This window comes from Kitasatospora sp. NPDC101235 (assembly GCF_044767505.1).
Classification (GTDB): Bacteria; Actinomycetota; Actinomycetes; order Streptomycetales; family Streptomycetaceae; genus Kitasatospora.
The window spans coordinates 81,837-98,317 of sequence record NZ_JBIWNZ010000016.1; the positions used below are offsets into that span (position 1 = coordinate 81,837).

Here is a 16,481-nt window from a genome sequence, read left to right on the forward strand (position 1 = left end):
GGCACGGCGGAGCGCACCTCGGTTTTCGAGCCCCTCCAGTGTCACAGCCGTCGGCGGCGAATCGCGAACGACGGGCAACGGTTCGCGGCCCTCCCGGGCTCCGGGAGGTTGAGGAGGTGCTCATGGGAGCCCACAAGACCGCCCGGGACGAGGAGTTCCGGACGTTCGTCGGCAGCGCGTGGTCACGGCTGTTCAGGACGGCGTACCTGCTCGCGGGTGACCGGCACGGCGCCGAGGACCTGGTCCAGCAGGCGCTGGAGCGGGCGTACGCGGCCTGGAACAGGGTGCGTACGGCGGACGACCCGTACGCCTACGTGCGCCGGATCGTGATCAACGAGCACGCCAGACGGTTCCGGCGGCGGCTGGTCGAGTACCCGGTCACCGTGTTCCCGGACCGGCCCGCGCCGGACGGCGCCGACCCGGACGACCGGGCCGTGCTGCTCGCCGCGCTCGCCACCCTGCCGCCGCGCCAGCGCCAGGCCGTGGTGCTGCGGTACTGGGAGGACCTCAGCGAGACCCAGACCGCGGCGGCGATGGGCTGCTCGGTCGGCACGGTGAAGAGCCAGGCGGCCAGGGGTCTGGCCAAGCTCCGCGGGGCCTCCTCACTCATCGGACTGACGAGCATCGGAGGGGCGAGATGAACCACGACTTCCTGCCCGGGGGCACGGCGACCGGCGACGAGCCGGCGACCGTGCGGGCCCTGGACGAACTGGCCTGGAGCGTCGACACCGGAGCGGTCCCGTACGACCGGCTGGTCGCCGGAGGCCGGCGGCGGCTGCGTCGCCGGTGGCTGCTGACCGCCGGGGCGGCGGCGGTGCTGGTCGCCGGAGTCGCCGGCGGTACGGCGGTGCTCGGCGAGCGCGGCCGGGCGGCTGTCTCGACCGTGGTGGCGGCTTCGGCTTCGGCGTCCGTGGTGGCCGTGCCCGCCGCTCCGGCCGCCGCTTCAGCCACCGCGAGCGCGCCCGCCGCCCGGGACCCGTTCAACCCTGTCCGGGTCAAGGTCGCCGAAGGTACGGCGAACGGCCACACCTGGCAGGCCTGGACCGCGCTGTGGCCGGCCCCCTCCAGCAAGGAGGACTTCGCCCGGCAGGTGCAGCTGGTCCGGGCGGAGCGGTACGCCGCCAACCCGGACGTGAAGCCGGTCACCAAGGAGGACATCGACATCAACTGGGTGCCGAGCCTGGACCGGGTGAACTACTACTACACCGTGGACGGGAAGCGGCAGGTGGACGACGCCCTGCCCGCGGTCTCCGGGCCGGGCGGGTTCCCGAGCGCCGTCGGCGGCGCGTCGCTCGGCCTCCACCACGAGTCGGGCGTCCCGCCGGTGGTGATCGAGGGGGTCCAGGCCGAGGTCGCGAAGGTCGTGGTCACCTGGAAGACCGGCGGCACCGCCGAGGCGGTGCCGGTCGCGGTCGGGGACTCCCCGTTCCGCTACTACGCCGTCGGCGTGAAGCAGGGCACCGACGCCGCGACCGTCACCTACTACGCGGCGGACGGCTCGGTGGTGGGCACCCCCGACGAGTGGCATTGGACGTCCTGACCGTTCCGGGACCACGGCGGGGACTCCACGGCTGGGACTCCGAGGCTGTTACCGCGGCGGGGACTACGGCTGGAGCGCGGCCTGGTCGACGTCCGGGAGCCAGTCGCGGGCCGGGTCGTACTCCAGCCACCGGTTGCGGGCCGCCTCGGTGGTGAACGCCCGCAGCAGATCGTCGAGTCGGGGGTGCTGGTCGGTGGCCGGGCCGGTGCGCCAGAGGAGCGACCAGGCGTAGAGGGGGGTCGGGTCCGCCAGCGGGACGGCGCGCACGCCCGGGCGCCCGGGGAGCGGGCCGTCGGCGGGGACGAGGGAGAAGCAGGCCGGGTCGGTGCGGACCTGCTCCACGAAGTGCTCCAGGCCCAGGTTGGTCGAGCCGACCCGGTGGGAGATCCCGAACCGGGTGGCGAAGCGGGTGAGGAAGTCCAGCCGGTCCACCGCGGCCGGGTAGCGCAGCACACTGCCCCGCAGTTCGTCCGGGCGCAGGGCGTCCCGGCCGGCCAGCGGATGGTCGGTGCTCAGCAGCGCGTCCACGGGCTCCAGCCGGACCAGCCGGTGCGTCAACTCGCCCTCGTTGCCGGGGAGCCGGTGCACCCGGCCGAAACCGGCGTCCGCCTCCCCGCGCAGCACGGCCGCCGCGACGGACGGCAGGTCCCGGCCGGGCACCGGCTCCACCTGGAGTCCCGGCGCCGCGTCCACCGCCTGCGCGAGCGTACGCATCGGGGCGTACAAGTGCCCCCACACGTCGATCCGCAGCGGACGGGCGGCGCACCCCACGGCGGCGACCGCCCGCTCCCCCTGCGCCAGCAACCGCCGGGCCGGTTCCAGGAACCGCTGCCCGGCCTCGGTCAGCCCCACCCCGCGCGCGTCCCGGTCCAGCAGCCGGACCCCCAGCGCCGCCTCCAGCCGCGCCACCCGCTTCGACAGCCCCTGCTGGCTGATCCCCAACCGCCCGGCCGTCCGCCCGAAGTGCAACTCCTCGGCCGCGACGGCGAAGGCCCGCACCTGCGCCAGATCCAGATCCACCCCGGCACCCTAGGGCCTGGCTTCGGCCTCCCGTCGGCGGGGCGCTTCGGGCACGCAGGTCGCCGCATCGCCCGGGGCCGCATCGCCCGCGGCCGCCTCCGGCGCATCGCTTCTCGCTGCACAACCGGTGGTTGTCCTTGCGCTCCTCCGGTTGTTGGACCGGGTGGTGCGGCGCGGGGTGAGGTGAGCGGGTGTCCGACGGAGGAGTGGGGATGAAGGCACTGGTGGCGACGGGGCGGGCGGCGGAGCCGGTGCGGTTCGCGGAGGTGGAGCAGCCGCGGCCGGGGCCGGGGGAGGCGCTGGTGAAGGTGGAGGCGTTCTCGGTGAACCGGGGCGAGACCTTCCAGCTGGAGGCGCCCCCGGCCGGGTGGCGGCCGGGGAAGGACGTGGCCGGGCTGGTGGTGCAGGCCGCCGCCGACGGGTCGGGGCCCGCCGTGTGCCGCCGGGTGGTGGGGCATCCGCCGGCCGGGGGGTGGGCCGAGTACGTGTGCGTCCCGACGTCCTCCCTCGCCGAGCTGCCCGACTGCCTGGACGCCGTGCGGGCGGCCGCGCTGCCGCTGGCCGGCCTCACCGCGCTGCGGCTGCTCCGGGCGGCGGGGCCGCTGGCCGGACGGCGGGTGCTGCTGACCGGGGCCTCCGGGGGCGTCGGACACTACGTGACCGAGCTGGCCGCCGCGGCCGGGGCCGAGCTGACCGCCGTCACCGCCTCCCCGGAGCGCGGGCGGCGGCTGGTCGAGCTGGGAGCGGCCGAGGTGGCCCACGAGCCGGGCGCGGCCCGCGGGCCGTACGACCTGGTACTGGAGTCCACCGGCGGCGCCGCGCTGCCGCTCGCACTGGCCCGGCTGGCCCGGCGCGGCACCCTGATCTGGTTCGGCCAGGCCTCCCGGACGCCCGTCACGCTCGACTTCTTCGACTTCTTCAGGGGCCCGGAGTCGGCGGTCGTCCGGCACTTCCACTACGCGGACTCGGACGTCTCCGACGGCGCCGACCTGGCCACCCTGGTGCGGCTGACCGGGGAGGGGCGGCTGAGCCCGGAGCTCGGCCGGGTCGCGCCCTGGGCGGAGACCGCCGCCGTGCTCACCGACCTGCGCGAGCGCCGGATCCGCGGCAAGGCCGTCCTGACCCTCGCCTGCCCCCCCCGCCTCCGACCGATTCGAAGGGAACTCCCGCCATGTCCGACCTCTCCTTCCTCGACACCCCCGGCCTGCTGCCCGCCTTCGTCGAGGAGAACCGCCCGCGCGCCCACGGCGCCGGCCTGGACCCGTACGAGTACGCCCGGGTGACCGCCCCGCTGACCTCGCTGCGCGACTGGCCGGCCGCCTGCCGGGCCGCCGGCCGCCGGTACGCCGAGGCGGCGGAGCGGGCCGCCGCCGGGGGCCTCACCGTCACCGCCGGTGAGGAGTACCGGAGCGCCGCCCGCTGGTACCACTTCGCCGGGCTGCTCCCGCACCCCGACCGGGCCGCCGCGGCCGAGGCCGCCGCCGAGGCCGACGAGGCGATGCGGCGGGCGCTGGCGCTGCTCGACCCGGGGGCGCAGCGGGTCGAGGGCGAGGGCTTCGCGGGCTGGCTGCGCCGCCCGGCGGCCGGCGGGGGAGCGGCCCCGGTGGTCGTGGTGGTGCCGGGGATGGACTCGGCCAAGGAGGAGTTCCACGCGGTGGCCGAGGCCCTGCTCGCCCGGGGCGTCGCGGTGCTCGCCGTCGACGGGCCCGGGCAGGGCGTGCTGGCTGCCGGCAGCGTGCCGGAGCCGGAGTACCACCGGGTGGTCGGCCGCGCCCTCGACGCGCTGGCCGGCCGCGCGGGGCTGGACCTCGCTCGGACCGCCGTGATCGGCCTCAGCCTGGGCGGCTACTACGCGGCCGAGGCCGCCGCCCGCGAGCCGCGGCTGTGCGCGGCCGCCGTGGTCAGCGGCCCGTACCGGCTGGACTGGGACGGCCTGGTCCCGTTCGTCACCGCGACCCTGGCCCAGCGCTGCGGCGGGGAGGAGGCGGCCCGCGCCTTCGCCGACCGGGTGGACCTGACCGCCCTCGCGCCGGCGATCACCGTCCCGCTGCTGGTGGTCGAGGGCGGCGAGGACCGCATCCCGGGCGTCACCGGCGCCGCTGCCCTGGCCGAGCACGCCCCGGACGCCCGGCTGCTGCTCGTCCCGCACGGCAACCACCTGCTCGGCACCGCCCTGCCGGACTGGCTCCCCGCCACCGCCGACTGGCTCACCGCGCGGCTGACCGGCGCACCGCGTGGCGGCCGAGCGAGGTGACCGCGAACAGCAGGCCGCCGACCAGGAAGAACGGCTCGTAGCCGAAGGTCGCGAACCGTGCCATCGCATCCAGCTCGGCACTCGACCGGCTGCCGGTGGCCAGCGCGATCCAGTCCGGCACGGACGGCGCGGCGTGCAGCACCAGCAGCGCGGTGGTGCCCCACAGCGCGAAGCCCAGCAGCCGGGGCGGCACCCGAGAGCCCCACCGACGCAGCGGCGCCAGCGCCACCGCCGCGGCCACCGCGCACAGCGGGATCGCGATCGCGTCGATCACCAGCAGCGGGGCGCTGCTCCACACCGACCGGCCGTCCGGCAGCCCCAGCCGCCCGTCCGCCAGCCAGTACACGTGCACCAGCGCGAAGGCCACCGCCCACCCCGCCGCAGCCCGTCCCGCCGCCGGCATCACCCGGTTCCAGCCCGTGTCCCGTGTCGTCTCCATGCCGCCCACGGTCCCGTGCCACCCCGCCCCGCCGGATCGTCCCGCGGGCGGTACCCCCTCCCCCTCCAGGGGGAACCCGGGCTGCCGGAGGGTCAGTACGGCAGCAGCTCGTCGGTGACCAGGTCGAACCCGAAGGGCGCCGGGACGTGCAGCGTCTCGCCGAAGGCGACGTCCGGTGGAACGACGAAGCCCCCGTAGCGAATTCGCTACGGGGGCTTCCCGGTTGTGGCCAGGGCCGGGGTCGAACCGGCGACCTTCCGCTTTTCAGGCCGGATCTGGGCCCTCGATTGCCTAGGTCTGGCCGGGCGCGGAGTCCGCCGTTGTACTGCGTCGTCCGCCCTTGTGCGCTGCTGTTGGCGTACGGGTTGGAGTACGCCAACAGCCGGTTCAGCCTGCTGTCGCCCGCGCATCCCAGCTCACCGCCTTCTTGGCCGTTTGCGCCCCTGGCGACGCGCACTAGGGTTTCATACGCAGCATGTCTGAACTTGCCGCAACGCTTATTGGAGCCGGCGGAGCGCTGGCGGGAGTCGCCATTTCTGGCATGTTCTCCATGATGCAAGCTCGCCGAGCCTCGGAGGAGCGGCAGCTCGATCGTCTTGAGCAGCGCCGGGCTTCGGATCGCGAGGCGCGCCGTGACCTCTACGCACAGTTGGTGTCCGTCGCGCGCCGTGCTGTGGCTGCAAATGAAGTGCTTTGGAGGGCAAGTCCGGCGGAGCTTGAGGGGACGGATGCTCAAGCGGTTGCCGATGCGGAAGAACTAGTTGCAGAGTTTGAGCACGCAGCCAACCTGGTCATGCTGGCGGGCCCTCCCCAGCTTGCTGAACAGGCCAAACAGCTGCTCTGGGTGTATGAGGACTCGCTTGCCACCGCCAAGGCGATCGCCAAGGAGAACCCTGGCTCGGCTGGGAGGGTGTGGCAGCTTGCGACCCCTGGCCAGGCAAGGATCGATGAGGCGTTGGGAGAGGCCCGAATGGCGTTCATTGCCGACGCTCGGAAGGCTCTCGGGGGTGACGACTTGCTCTCTAGCTCAGCACAGGAGGTGGCCGGCTCGGCGCAATGAGCCGGGTTGGCTGCGGTGGATCGTCCTAGGTGCGTCCCGCAGGCAGTCTGGCCAGCGGGGCGCACCGTCGTTCCAGCGGCCTGTTAGGCGAGGGCCTCCGCGATCGACTCCATTGATCCAACGATGGCCACGGCCCCGGCGGCGGCCAGCTTGGCGTCCTTGCCCGGCTTGTTGGCGTAGCCGATCGTGGGGACGCCAGCCGCTTCCCCGGCCTCGACATCGCGGGCTGCGTCGCCGATGAAGATGCAGTGCTCCGGCTTGGTGCCCGCGGCTTCCATGGCTTCGAGGAGAAGGCGCGGGTTCGGCTTCATGGATGAGGGGTCGCCTGGGACGCGCCCGAAGACACCCGCCACGTAGCCGTTGAGGCCATGCTCTGAGAGGTATGTCTCGATGGCCGTGCCCGCGTTGTTGCTGACGACCGAGACCGTCCGACCGGAGCGGGCACAGGCCCGGAGAACCGATTCTCCGCCTGGGGTCGGCCGACCGACCCGGACAGCTTCGGTCTCCAGAACAGCCAGCGCGGCGTCCGTGCTCTCTGTGAGGTCGGGCCGGGCGTCCGAAAGCAACCGGAGAAGAGCGAGAGGATCGCTCTCATCCTTGGCCCCGGCCGGGGCCTGCTCGCCGGTGGCGAGCAGGCCCTCACGGAGTCGACGCGCAACCTCCGGGGCGGGGAGACCAGCGAAGACCGAGCACACCGGGCCGTCGAAGTCGAGGAGCACATGCTTCACCGGCCGGAGCACGTCGGCGAGTTGCTGATGGGTGGTCACGGCTGCCGCTCGTAGGCGATCGTGCTCCACACGCTGTCGAACCACATCTGGGCCTGCTGGACATACTGCGATCCGAGCGAGGCGTCATCGGGGCCGGCGGCGTGGTGAAACAGGGTGGTGTCCTTGCCGGTCACGTCGTAGAAGGTGTGGGCGGCGGCGTCGATCGTTACGGTGCGCTCGCGGAGCGGGTAGAAGCCGAAGAACGCCTCCGACCGGTTCAGGATGTACAGCTTGAAGAGGCTGGACGCCCGGTGGACCTTGACCTGCACGCTCGCCTTTTGGACGAGGCCCAGCTCTGCCAGCATCTCCACCGAGTGAGCGATGCCGCCGGCGTTCGTGAGGGCGATGTTCCGGGCGCGCTCTCGAAGGGCGATCTCGTCCTTGAGCCCGTCGACCAGCACGGGGACGGCCATGGGCTCCGTGGTGTCCGGCAGCAGCAGGCGCACGGTGATGGACTCCGGGGTCAGCCGGCCTGAGCGGACCTTATCCAGCGGCTCCTGCAAGGCGTTATGCAGCGTCTCGCTGGAGAACCCGGCGAAGTCCAGAGTCACCTGCGGCTGCTCGAAGGCCGCTTCGAGGTGGGGCCGGAGGCCGACCGGCCGAGAGGTGCGCTCGCGGACGAACGAGCCGCTTCCCTGGCGGGTCACGATCAGGCCTTCGGTCCGGAGCAGGTCGAGCGCCTTGTCGACGGTGCCACGCGCCACGCCGAAGTGCTTCGCCAACTCGGGTCCGGAAGGAAGTTTGTCGCCGGTCTCGAAGCCCGGCTTCTTGGTGAGGATCGAGGCCCGCAGAGAGCTGCTGACCTGCTGATATGGGGGGCGCGAGTCATCCGGGTCTAGGGCCATGCGCCAATGCTAAGGCAGATGCCCAACAGACGCGAGAAACCCAGCTCTCTTGACCTGCTTAGGCAGGTTGTCTATGTTGTGGATGTCGGAAGCGACGGAAGGTCGCAGACGGCAAGGGCCTTCCTTGGCCTGCTCTGACCTGCGGAAATGCCTGAAGCGGCGCTCAAACCGCCAAGTCCGTACGCCGCTTCAGGCCCCACTGAGGGGAGTTCCATCATGCCTGCAACGCTCACCGTTTCCCGAGTCGCCGCCGTCGAGGTCCCGGTGTCGGGTGGGGTGTCGGTCGTTGACCGGCGTCTGCCGGGCCAGCGCTTCCCGCGTGTGGCGGTGGAGGGTGTGGAGCTGAACCGGCTCCAGGTCGCGACGGCGCTGTTCGAGATGAAGGACGTGCTCGGCTACCGGCCGTCGGTCGACGTCCTGACGCTGACGCTGGCCAAGGCCGTGGAGGCCTACGGTCTGGAGGGCATCCAGGACGCCGCGCGGGACATGGTGCACCTCGACCCGACCGTGTGGCGCAACCACGACGTGGCGCACGCCTGGGCCCTGGCGCACCAGGTGGTCATGGCCCACTGGTACACCAACGCCGAGTCGCGGCCGATGACGCGCTTCGAGCGCGCGGTGGCCCTGCACCTGGTCGGTGAGGACGCGTTCCCGACCGTGCGCCAGGACGACTACCGGGCCGCTCCGCTGGCGCCGGAGGAGCTGTCGGCCCTGATTGCGCAGGGCGCGGCCATGGTGCCGGTGGCAGTGCTGGAGTCGCTGGGCGAGGAGCTGGCCCGCGAGCAGCGCGCGTTCGCGGAGCCGCCGTCCGTGCCCGAGGACCGTATCCGGCGGGCGGAGCTGAAGCGGGTCCTGCCGAACTTCCGGCGCCGTCGCCTGTGCGACATGGTGACCGAGTCGGCCGGGTTCAGGTATGACCTGGCCACGCCGCTGGTCGTGCTGACCGACTCCGGGGAGCGCTTCCTGGGCGCCGTCGTCCCGGACAGCCCGGAGCTGCGGCTGCGGCACCTCGTCACTGTCGGCCGCATCGCCGAGGCACCGACCTACACCCGCCGCGTCGTGGTTCCGGCTGGTGTCCTGCCGGCCGACGGCTCCCCGGTCTGAGCGCTCACCGCCGCTCACCGGTGTTCAGCACCCGCTCACCGGGTGCTCGCCGAGTCGGCCGACCGGCCGCCCGACTGGGCCGGTTTCAACCGCAGTCGGCCGACTTTCAGGCGCCCTCGCCAAGCGGTGAACGCCCGACTGTTCACCGCCGCTCACGGGAGCGTTTCCGGCGTTACCCGCCGACCGTTCCCGCGTTCCGGGAAGCGTTTCCCGCCCTTTACCCCCAAGCATCGGTCGCCCACTGACCAGGCGTCACGGGCCGACCGTTACCCGGCCCGCTCACCGGTGAACATCCCGGCCGTTCACCGGTGAGCGCCCCGACTCCAGCCCGACTCCCGACCCTTGCAGGAGTAGCTGTGACCAGCCAGAACGGGGCCGACTCCCGCGCCCCTGAACCTCCACCAACCGGGGCTGAAGCCCCGGCCCGCGCCGCTGAAACGGCCGCCCGTCGAGCTGAAACCGGCCCGGCCGTGAGCGCCGTTTCCCCCGGTGTTCACCGCCCCGTTCACCCCGGCGCTGAAGCGTTCACCGGTGCGGTTGAAGCCCCGGCCCGTGTCCTTGAAGCGGTGTCCGGCGGACCTGAAACGGGCCCCGCCGTGAGCGGTGAACACGGCGCCGTGAGCGCCAGTGAGCGCCCGGTGAACACCCCCGCCGCCCGTGCCGCTGAAACGCTCTGCCGTGGGGTTGAAACGGACCTGGACGTGGTTGAAACGGTGCTGCCCGACCCGATCCTGCTCCCGGCGCCGATCCGGGACGCGCACCGCTCGACCGCCCGGTGGGCCGCCGACCGGTTCGTGAGCACGCTCCGCCGGATCAGCCCGGCCGTGATGCTCGACCGGTGGGGACAGCCCGTCGGCATCCCCGACTACGGCTCCCCCGCCTTCGCCGCCCTTCCGCCGGCCGACCCGCGCCGCGAAGCCGCGCTCATCACCGCCGCCGAGGCCTGGCGCCAGCAGAGCGAGGAAGTCCCGCTCCACCTCCACGCCGGGATGCGCACGGACATGGTGCTCGGCGAGCAGGCCCGCGCCGAGTGGGTGGCCGAGGACGAAGCCTCCTGGAAAGAGCTGGTGCGCACGGTGCGGGCCTGGTCGAACCACCCGACCGCGCTGGAGCTGGCCGAGCACCGCACCCGCGCCGCCGAAGCCGCCCGCCGTCCCGTGAGCGCTTCTCCGGGATGGCCGCCGGTGGCGATCCCCGGACAGCCCGGCTGGCACCGCCACCACCTCCCCGACGGCCGCCAGGCCGACCTCCCCGACACCACCACCCCCCGACTCGCGGAGAGCGCCTGATGCCCGTAGAAGTCCACCTCGCTACCACCGCCGACGGTCGACCACAGAGCCAGCAGGACCCGCTGTACGACCCGGCGCCCGGGATCGACCGCCCCACCCGGCCGGGCCCGGTCCCGGACCCGGAGGTGTTCTGCGGCTGGGTCGGGTCCACCGTCCGCGACCTCGACCCGACCACCGAGGCCGACCCGGTCGGCGTCTTGGTGAACCTCCTCTCGGCTGGCGGGGCTGCGATCGGCCCGGGGCCGTTCATGTGGATCGGCAACGACCGCCACCCCGCCCTGATCTGGGCCCTCACGGTCGGCGCCACAGCCGCGGGCAGGAAGGGCGCGGGGACGAACACCGCGCGGCGCCTGCTGAAGGCGGCCGTGCCGGACTTCATCGGCTGCAACACCCGCTCCGGCCTGTCCTCCGGCGAAGGACTGATCGAGATGGTCCGCGACGGCGACGGAGACAAGGACCCCGGCGTCCTCGACAAGCGCCTGTGGGTGGTCGAGTCCGAGTACGGCGTCACCATGGCCCGAGGCCGCCGGGAAGGCTCCTCTCTGAGCGGCATCCTGCGGCAGGCCTGGAACGGCGAAGACCTGGGCGTGATGAACCGGGACGCGCTGCACGCCACTGCCCCGCACATCGCCGTCATCGGCCACATCTCCCCGCGTGAGCTGCGGGCCAAGATGCAGGACGCCGAGATGGCCGGCGGCACCTACAACCGCTTCCTGCCGGTCTTCGTCCACCGAAACCTGCTCGACCCCGACGGCGAAGGCGCCCCCGACGGCCTGATCGACAACCTCGCCACCGTGTGGAAGACCGTCCTCGCCGACGCGCGCCAGGTCGGCGAAGTCCGGCTCACGGACCAAGCCGCCCAGCTCTGGCGGGAAGAGGTCTACCCGGCCCTGTGCGGAGACGAAGCCGACGAAGGCCCGATCGCCGAGTTCACCGCCCGCGCCGCCCCCTACGCCAAGCGCACGGCCATGGTCTACGCCCTGCTCGACCACACCGACCGCATCAACGAAACCCACCTCCGCGCCGCCTGGGCCCTGGTCCGGTACGCCCGCGCCAGCGCCGCACACATCCTCGGCCCCACCGCCGCCGCCAGCACCGGTGACCTGCACCTGGACAAGCTGCTCAACGCAGTGAAGACCGCCGGGCCCTCCGGGATGACCCAGTCGCAGGTGCAGGTGCTCCTGAAGCGGCTCAACGCCACCCAGCGCGCAGACGTCACCGCCCGCCTGGTGCAGCTGCCCGGCTTCGCCGCCGCCCAGCTCTCCACCGGCGGACGCCACCAGACCGTCTACCTCTACGCCCCGCCCGACTGAGCGGCGGTCCGGAAAGGCCGGAAAGGCCGGAAGGCCCTCTGACCAGCGAAAACACCTGGCGGAAAGTGGTCCGGAATGGTCCGCGAAGGGGTCCGCGGACCCCCGGCCCCGAACCTCCCGGACCCTTTCCGGACCATTCCGGACGGCTTTCCGCCACACAAAACCCCAGCTCAGACCCCTTTCCAGCCTTTCCGGCCTTTCCGGACCGCTCCCGGGCCCGAACGGAGACCACTCCATGCCCCGCACAACCGCCACCAGCCCCGCCCGACCGTCCAGAAAACTGGACACCCCACCGGCCACCCCGGCGCCCCGGGCCCGCTCCCCACCACGCTCCGGCCCGGCAGGAGAAGCCGCCCCCGTCCCGGCGGGCGGGTGGCCTCTTCAACCCGCGCCAGACGGCCACCGGCCCCGCTGGCCGAACGCCCCCGGCACCGACCCCGCAACGGTCCGTCACCTCCCCCCACCCACCCCCCACCCGAGAAAAACCCTCCCCACCCGCTCAGGGGCCCGGGAGGACGCTCTCAGGCCGGGTGGGAGGTGGGTGGGAGGTCACGCTCCGCGCTCATCATCACCGCCCGCTCCGTAAATCCGGGGCCCCAACCGTACGCGTGCACGCGTACGCGCGAGGAAGCCCCCGGCCGCCACACAGCGTGACTCCCGGAGTCCCACACAGGGCCACACGCGAAGGGCCACACAGGGCCACACACGGCCGTGTGCCCCACACGCGCCGTGTGCCCCGCAGACCTGCCCGTGTGACCCGTGTGGGGCACACACCCAGCCCCACACAGCCCCACTCCCCGAGCCCCAGAGCCCGGCCCAGGGCCACACGCCGAGCCCCCTGTGTGCCTCACACGGCCGACCCGCCCACCACCACCCACCGCGACGAAAGAAGCCACCCGACCGCCGGACCGTCAGAAGCCTGACACCCCTGACACCTGACGGCCCTGACACCCAACCCCCTAGGCGCACGCGGTGTCAGACCGCCCCTGACAGGCGCTGACACCCACCCCGCTGCCACCACCGCCCAGACCGCTTGTCGCTTGTCGCCTGTCGCTTGTCGCCTGTCGCCTCACCCCCTCCAACCCGCCCGCAGACCCCGGAAACCCCCCTCCGACCTGCGGGGCGACAGGCGACAAGACAGGCGACACGACAGGCAGACGACAAGCGAGACGACAGGCCACACGACAGGCAAGACAACAGCCCGATCACTCAGGAGGAGACCTTGGCCAGCCCGGCCGCCGAAGCGCTCACCGTCCCCGAAGTCATGGCCGCGCTCCGGCTCGGCCGCAGCAAGGTCTACGACCTCATCCGCTCCGGCACCCTGCCGAGCTTCACCATCGGCCGCGCCCGCCGCATCGCGGCCGACGACCTCACCACCTACATCCGCACCCAGAGCAGGAGCCTCTAATGGCCAAGCGCGCCAACGGCGACGGCAGCATCAGTCGCATGAAGAACCGCGACCTCTTCCACGGTCGCGTCTACGTGACCACGACCTCCGGGGTCATCAAGCGCATCTCCGTGTACGGGAAGACTCGCGACGAGGTGCGCGACAAGATGAGGGATCTTCAGGTCCAGAACAGCCAGGGCATTCCCGTGCCCGACACCAACGCCAAGGTGGAGGAGTACCTGACCTACTGGCTGGCCACGGTCGTGAAGGTGAACCGCCGGCCGAAGACCTACCAGGGGTACGAGAGCGTGGTCCGGGTGCACCTGGTCCCCGGGCTCGGTACCAAGAAGCTCCGGACCCTCCGGGCCGCCGACGTCCGGAAGTGGCTGGCTGGCGTCGCCAGCGCCTGCCAGTGCTGCAAGAACGGGTGGGACGCGGCCCGGCCGAAGCCGGAGTGCTGTGCTGCGGGGGAGTGCTGCGAGACCAAGCTCTCCCGCCGCATGGTGCAGTCGATCCACGCCGTTCTCAGGAACGCCTTGGAGAGCGCCGTCCGGGAGGAGCTGATCCTGCGGAACGTCGCCAAGCTGGTGCAGGTGCCCACACCCGACTACAGCGCCGGGAGGGGGCTCACGGTCCCGCAGGCCCGCCTCCTCCTGAAGACAGCCGGTACGGACCGCCTGCACGCCCTCTACGTCCTCGCCCTGGCTATGGGCCTGCGGCGCGGGGAGCTGTTGGGCCTGCACTGGGCGGCGGTCGACCTGGAGCGCGGGACGCTCATCGTGTCCAGCAACCTCCAGCGGGTGGACGGAGCGCTCCAGCTCGGCCCGACCAAGACGGCGTCCTCGCTCCGGACGCTGCCGCTCCCGCCGTTGGTCCTGGAAGCTCTGCGGGCCCACCGGGAGCGGCAGGCTCAGGAGCGGGTGGCGGCCGGCGACCGGTGGACGGAGACGGGGCTGGTGTTCGCGAGCCGGGTCGGGACGCCGATCGAGCCGGACAACCTCCGGCGGAGCTGGTACCCGCTCCGGGACCGGCTCGGGCTCTCGCTCCGGTTCCATGACCTCCGCCACACCTGCGTGACCCTGCTGCTGGACCTCGGCGTCCCGCCGCACATCGTCCGGCAGATCGCCGGTCACAGCGACATTGGCGTGACGATGAAGGTCTACGCCCATGCGTCCCTGGACGAGCAGCGGAAGGCCCTCGGGTCGCTGAGTGACAAGCTCGGCTGAGCCGTTGGCGTACCGGTTGGCGTACGGGACATGAAAACGGCCCCGGAGAGTGATCTCTCCGGGGCCGTTTTGCCTTTTCAGGCGCCTGTGGCCAGGGCCGGGGTCGAACCGGCGACCTTCCGCTTTTCAGGCGGACGCTCGTACCAACTGAGCTACCTGGCCGTACTACACCGTCTCTTGCGAGACGAGCGATCCCGACGGGACTTGAACCCGCGACCTCCACCTTGACAGGGTGGCGAGCTAACCAACTGCTCCACGGGACCTAGAAGTGGCGAACCACTCAGGTCTTGCGCACTGCACTTTACTACGGTACTGCGTGCCCCCAACGGGATTCGAACCCGTGCTACCGCCTTGAAAGGGCGGCGTCCTGGGCCACTAGACGATGAGGGCTTGTGGCCTGTCCCGCTGTTCCCAGCGCTCGGGGACGTCGAGAAGCATATGGGATGCAGGGCGGATCGCCAAAACGGGTTTGGGCCGGGTGGGGGGTGTGGCGTGGTGGGGCCGGTTGCGGGGGGTCAGGACCAGCCGAGCTCGTCCAGCTCGTGGTCGTCGAAGCCGAAGTGGTGGGCGACCTCGTGGATGACCGTGGTGCGGACCTCCTCGACCACCTGCTCGCGGGTCTCGCAGTGGCGCAAGGTGGGGCCGCGGTAGATCAGGATGCGGTCGGGCAGGACGCCGGCGTACCACTCGCCGCGCTCCGTGAGCGGGGTGCCCTCGTACAGGCCGAGGAGTTCCGGGTCGCTCGGGTCGGGCTCGTCCTCGACGAAGATCGCGACGTTGTCCATCATGGCCGCGAGCTGCGGGGGGATCTGGTCGAGGGCGTCGCTGACCAGCGTCTCGAACTCTTCCCGGGTCATCTCCACCGGATCATTGTCCGGTGTCGGATGACGGTGTGCCAGGTGGCGGAGGCCGGTGTTTGATGGGGCTATGACGACCTCGGAGGACACCGTGGACGACGCCGCGGGCGGCACCGCGGCGGACGGCCCGGCCCGCAACCGGCCGCCGGTGCTGCGCGGGCAGGGGCGGGCGGTGGCCGTGGTCGCGGCGGGCGGGGCGATCGGGGCGACCGCGCGGTACGCGGCCGGGCTCGGCTGGCAGACCGGGCCGACGGCCTTCCCGTGGACGACGCTGCTGGTCAACGTGGTGGGCTGCGCGGTGATCGGGGTGTTCCTGGTGGTGATCACCGAGGGGCGTCAGGCGCATCCGCTGATGCGGCCGTTCTTCGGCACCGGTGTGCTGGGCGGGTTCACCACCTTCTCGACGTACGCGGTGGACATCCGACGCCTGCTGGAGGGCGGCCGGCCCGGGCCCGCGCTGGCGTACCTCGGGCTGACGCTGGTGGGCGCGCTGTTCGCGGTGTGGGCGGCGGCCGGGCTGACCCGGCGTCTGATCCACCGGGCCGTCCGCCGCGGGGCCGGGCGAGGCGCTGCCGGGGGTGCGCGGTGAACCGGCTGGGCGGGCCGGCGCTGCGGCTGACCGTGCTGATCGGGGAGAGCGACCGGTGGCACCACCGCCCGCTGTACAGCGAGATCGTGCACCGGGCCCGGGAGGCCGGGCTGGCCGGGGCGAGCGTGTTCCGGGGGATCGAGGGGTTCGGTGCCTCGTCGTTGGTGCACACCACGCGGCTGCTGTCGCTGAGCGAGGACCTGCCGGTGGCGGTGGTGATCGTGGACGAGGAGGAACGGGTGCGGGCGTTCCTGCCGCAGCTGGACGGGGTGGTGGCGGAGGGGCTGGTGCTGCTGGACCGCTGCGAGGTCGTGACCTACGCGGGCCGGGATTCGGGCCGTCCGGGCCGGGGTCCGGGCCGAGGGGAGACGGCGGAGTGAACTGGCTGCTGGTGGTGGCCGGCGCGGTGGTCGGCGCGCCGCTGCGGTACCTGACCGACCGGGCGGTGCAGTCCCGGCACGACTCGGTGTTCCCGTGGGGGACGTTCACCGTCAACGTGGTCGGCTGCCTGATCCTCGGGCTGGTGACCGGCGCGGTGGCGGCGGGTGCGGCCTCCTCGAAGGTCCAGCTGCTGCTGGGGACGGGGCTGTGCGGGGCGCTGACCACCTACTCGACCTTCTCGTACGAGACCCTGCGGCTGGCCGAGACCGGCGCCGGCCGGTACGCGCTGGCCAACGTGGCCGGCAGCGTGGTGGCAGGCCTGGCCGCGGTGTACGCGGGCGCGGAGCTGGCCTCGGCGCTCTGGGGCTGAGCGGACGCCGGAGTGCCGGGCCCGCCGGGCGAGCTTGCGC

General features: G+C 72.6%; 18 protein-coding genes and 4 tRNA genes. 13 read left to right on the forward strand and 9 right to left on the reverse strand.

Annotation, left to right across the window (positions count from 1 at the left end; genetic code table 11):
* The first annotated feature begins 122 nt into the window (after positions 1-122).
* Positions 123-641: a SigE family RNA polymerase sigma factor gene (locus ACIRRH_RS25280; protein WP_403071534.1), complete on the forward strand. Its 519-nt coding sequence runs from the start codon at positions 123-125 to the stop codon at positions 639-641.
* Entirely contained in the window at positions 638-1,540 is a 903-nt protein-coding gene (locus ACIRRH_RS25285; RefSeq protein WP_403071537.1) for a hypothetical protein, read from the forward strand. The genes ACIRRH_RS25280 and ACIRRH_RS25285 overlap by 4 nt, the downstream gene beginning before the upstream one ends.
* Positions 1,541-1,603: 63 nt before the next feature.
* Here the strand turns inward: ACIRRH_RS25285 and ACIRRH_RS25290 are convergent, their stop codons facing one another.
* A complete protein-coding gene (locus tag ACIRRH_RS25290) occupies positions 1,604-2,560 on the reverse strand; it encodes a LysR family transcriptional regulator (protein WP_403071540.1) in 957 nt (318 codons plus the stop codon).
* A gap of 212 nt (positions 2,561-2,772) precedes the next feature.
* Here ACIRRH_RS25290 and ACIRRH_RS25295 point away from each other — a divergent pair, with 212 nt between their 5' ends.
* Both ACIRRH_RS25295 and ACIRRH_RS25300 read left to right on the forward strand, forming a co-directional pair.
* Positions 2,773-3,843: a zinc-binding dehydrogenase gene (locus tag ACIRRH_RS25295; RefSeq protein WP_403071543.1), complete on the forward strand. Its 1,071-nt coding sequence runs from the start codon at positions 2,773-2,775 to the stop codon at positions 3,841-3,843.
* Positions 3,732-4,814, forward strand: coding sequence for an alpha/beta hydrolase family protein (locus ACIRRH_RS25300; protein WP_403071546.1), 1,083 nt, complete (start codon positions 3,732-3,734; stop codon positions 4,812-4,814). The genes ACIRRH_RS25295 and ACIRRH_RS25300 overlap by 112 nt, the downstream gene beginning before the upstream one ends.
* Here ACIRRH_RS25300 and ACIRRH_RS25305 read toward each other — a convergent pair.
* Positions 4,768-5,253, reverse strand: a complete 486-nt coding sequence (locus tag ACIRRH_RS25305) for a DUF3995 domain-containing protein (RefSeq protein ID WP_403071548.1) — start codon at positions 5,251-5,253, stop codon at positions 4,768-4,770. The genes ACIRRH_RS25300 and ACIRRH_RS25305 overlap by 47 nt on opposite strands.
* Before the next feature lie 226 nt (positions 5,254-5,479).
* A tRNA-Phe gene (locus ACIRRH_RS25310) sits at positions 5,480-5,556 on the reverse strand.
* A gap of 172 nt (positions 5,557-5,728) precedes the next feature.
* On the opposite strand from ACIRRH_RS25310, the gene ACIRRH_RS25315 reads away from it, so the two are divergent.
* Positions 5,729-6,313: a hypothetical protein gene (locus tag ACIRRH_RS25315; protein ID WP_403071551.1), complete on the forward strand. Its 585-nt coding sequence runs from the start codon at positions 5,729-5,731 to the stop codon at positions 6,311-6,313.
* Between the two features lie 83 nt (positions 6,314-6,396).
* Here the strand turns inward: ACIRRH_RS25315 and ACIRRH_RS25320 are convergent, their stop codons facing one another.
* Together ACIRRH_RS25320 and ACIRRH_RS25325 are read right to left on the reverse strand one after the other, a co-directional pair.
* Positions 6,397-7,080 carry an HAD family hydrolase gene (locus ACIRRH_RS25320; protein ID WP_403071552.1) on the reverse strand — a complete coding sequence of 228 codons (684 nt, stop codon included), beginning with the start codon at positions 7,078-7,080 and terminating at the stop codon, positions 6,397-6,399.
* Positions 7,077-7,925 (reverse strand): GntR family transcriptional regulator, encoded by an 849-nt coding sequence (locus ACIRRH_RS25325; RefSeq protein ID WP_403071555.1) that lies wholly within the window; start codon positions 7,923-7,925, stop codon positions 7,077-7,079. The genes ACIRRH_RS25320 and ACIRRH_RS25325 overlap by 4 nt, the downstream gene beginning before the upstream one ends.
* 216 nt (positions 7,926-8,141) lie before the next feature.
* Here ACIRRH_RS25325 and ACIRRH_RS25330 point away from each other — a divergent pair, with 216 nt between their 5' ends.
* The 5 genes from ACIRRH_RS25330 to xerC all read left to right on the forward strand — a co-directional run bounded on the left by ACIRRH_RS25330 (position 8,142) and on the right by xerC (position 14,244).
* Positions 8,142-9,029 (forward strand): hypothetical protein, encoded by an 888-nt coding sequence (locus tag ACIRRH_RS25330; protein ID WP_403071558.1) that lies wholly within the window; start codon positions 8,142-8,144, stop codon positions 9,027-9,029.
* Positions 9,030-9,646: 617 nt separating this feature from the next.
* Complete coding sequence (locus tag ACIRRH_RS25335) at positions 9,647-10,318, forward strand: hypothetical protein (protein ID WP_403071561.1); 672 nt, start codon at positions 9,647-9,649, stop codon at positions 10,316-10,318.
* Positions 10,318-11,631, forward strand: coding sequence for a DUF3987 domain-containing protein (locus ACIRRH_RS25340; protein ID WP_403071564.1), 1,314 nt, complete (start codon positions 10,318-10,320; stop codon positions 11,629-11,631). Before ACIRRH_RS25335 ends, ACIRRH_RS25340 begins: the two co-directional genes overlap by 1 nt.
* Positions 11,632-12,853: 1,222 nt before the next feature.
* Positions 12,854-13,039, forward strand: coding sequence for a helix-turn-helix domain-containing protein (locus tag ACIRRH_RS25345; protein ID WP_403071566.1), 186 nt, complete (start codon positions 12,854-12,856; stop codon positions 13,037-13,039).
* Positions 13,039-14,244, forward strand: a complete 1,206-nt coding sequence (gene xerC, locus ACIRRH_RS25350) for a tyrosine recombinase XerC (protein ID WP_403071569.1) — start codon at positions 13,039-13,041, stop codon at positions 14,242-14,244. The genes ACIRRH_RS25345 and xerC overlap by 1 nt, the downstream gene beginning before the upstream one ends.
* Before the next feature lie 88 nt (positions 14,245-14,332).
* Here the strand turns inward: xerC and ACIRRH_RS25355 are convergent.
* The 4 genes from ACIRRH_RS25355 to ACIRRH_RS25370 all read right to left on the reverse strand — a co-directional run bounded on the left by ACIRRH_RS25355 (position 14,333) and on the right by ACIRRH_RS25370 (position 15,101).
* Positions 14,333-14,406: transfer RNA gene (locus ACIRRH_RS25355), tRNA-Phe, on the reverse strand.
* A gap of 27 nt (positions 14,407-14,433) precedes the next feature.
* A tRNA-Asp gene (locus ACIRRH_RS25360) sits at positions 14,434-14,507 on the reverse strand.
* 54 nt (positions 14,508-14,561) lie between these two features.
* Positions 14,562-14,634 (reverse strand) — tRNA-Glu (locus ACIRRH_RS25365).
* 125 nt (positions 14,635-14,759) lie between these two features.
* Positions 14,760-15,101: a metallopeptidase family protein gene (locus tag ACIRRH_RS25370; protein ID WP_316523923.1), complete on the reverse strand. Its 342-nt coding sequence runs from the start codon at positions 15,099-15,101 to the stop codon at positions 14,760-14,762.
* Positions 15,102-15,171: 70 nt separating this feature from the next.
* Between ACIRRH_RS25370 and crcB (ACIRRH_RS25375) the strand changes: the two genes are divergently transcribed.
* Genes crcB (ACIRRH_RS25375) through crcB (ACIRRH_RS25385) form a run of 3 tightly spaced genes read left to right on the forward strand, consistent with a single transcriptional unit; the run spans position 15,172 to position 16,441 of the window.
* Positions 15,172-15,690 carry a fluoride efflux transporter CrcB gene (gene crcB, locus ACIRRH_RS25375; protein ID WP_403071572.1) on the forward strand — a complete coding sequence of 173 codons (519 nt, stop codon included), beginning with the start codon at positions 15,172-15,174 and terminating at the stop codon, positions 15,688-15,690.
* The gene (locus ACIRRH_RS25380) at positions 15,687-16,070 is read left to right on the forward strand and encodes a DUF190 domain-containing protein (RefSeq protein ID WP_403071575.1); all 384 of its coding nucleotides are present in this window, start codon (positions 15,687-15,689) and stop codon (positions 16,068-16,070) included. The genes crcB (ACIRRH_RS25375) and ACIRRH_RS25380 overlap by 4 nt, the downstream gene beginning before the upstream one ends.
* Positions 16,067-16,441: a fluoride efflux transporter CrcB gene (crcB, locus tag ACIRRH_RS25385; RefSeq protein ID WP_403071578.1), complete on the forward strand. Its 375-nt coding sequence runs from the start codon at positions 16,067-16,069 to the stop codon at positions 16,439-16,441. The genes ACIRRH_RS25380 and crcB (ACIRRH_RS25385) overlap by 4 nt, the downstream gene beginning before the upstream one ends.
* The last annotated feature ends 40 nt before the right edge of the window (positions 16,442-16,481 follow it).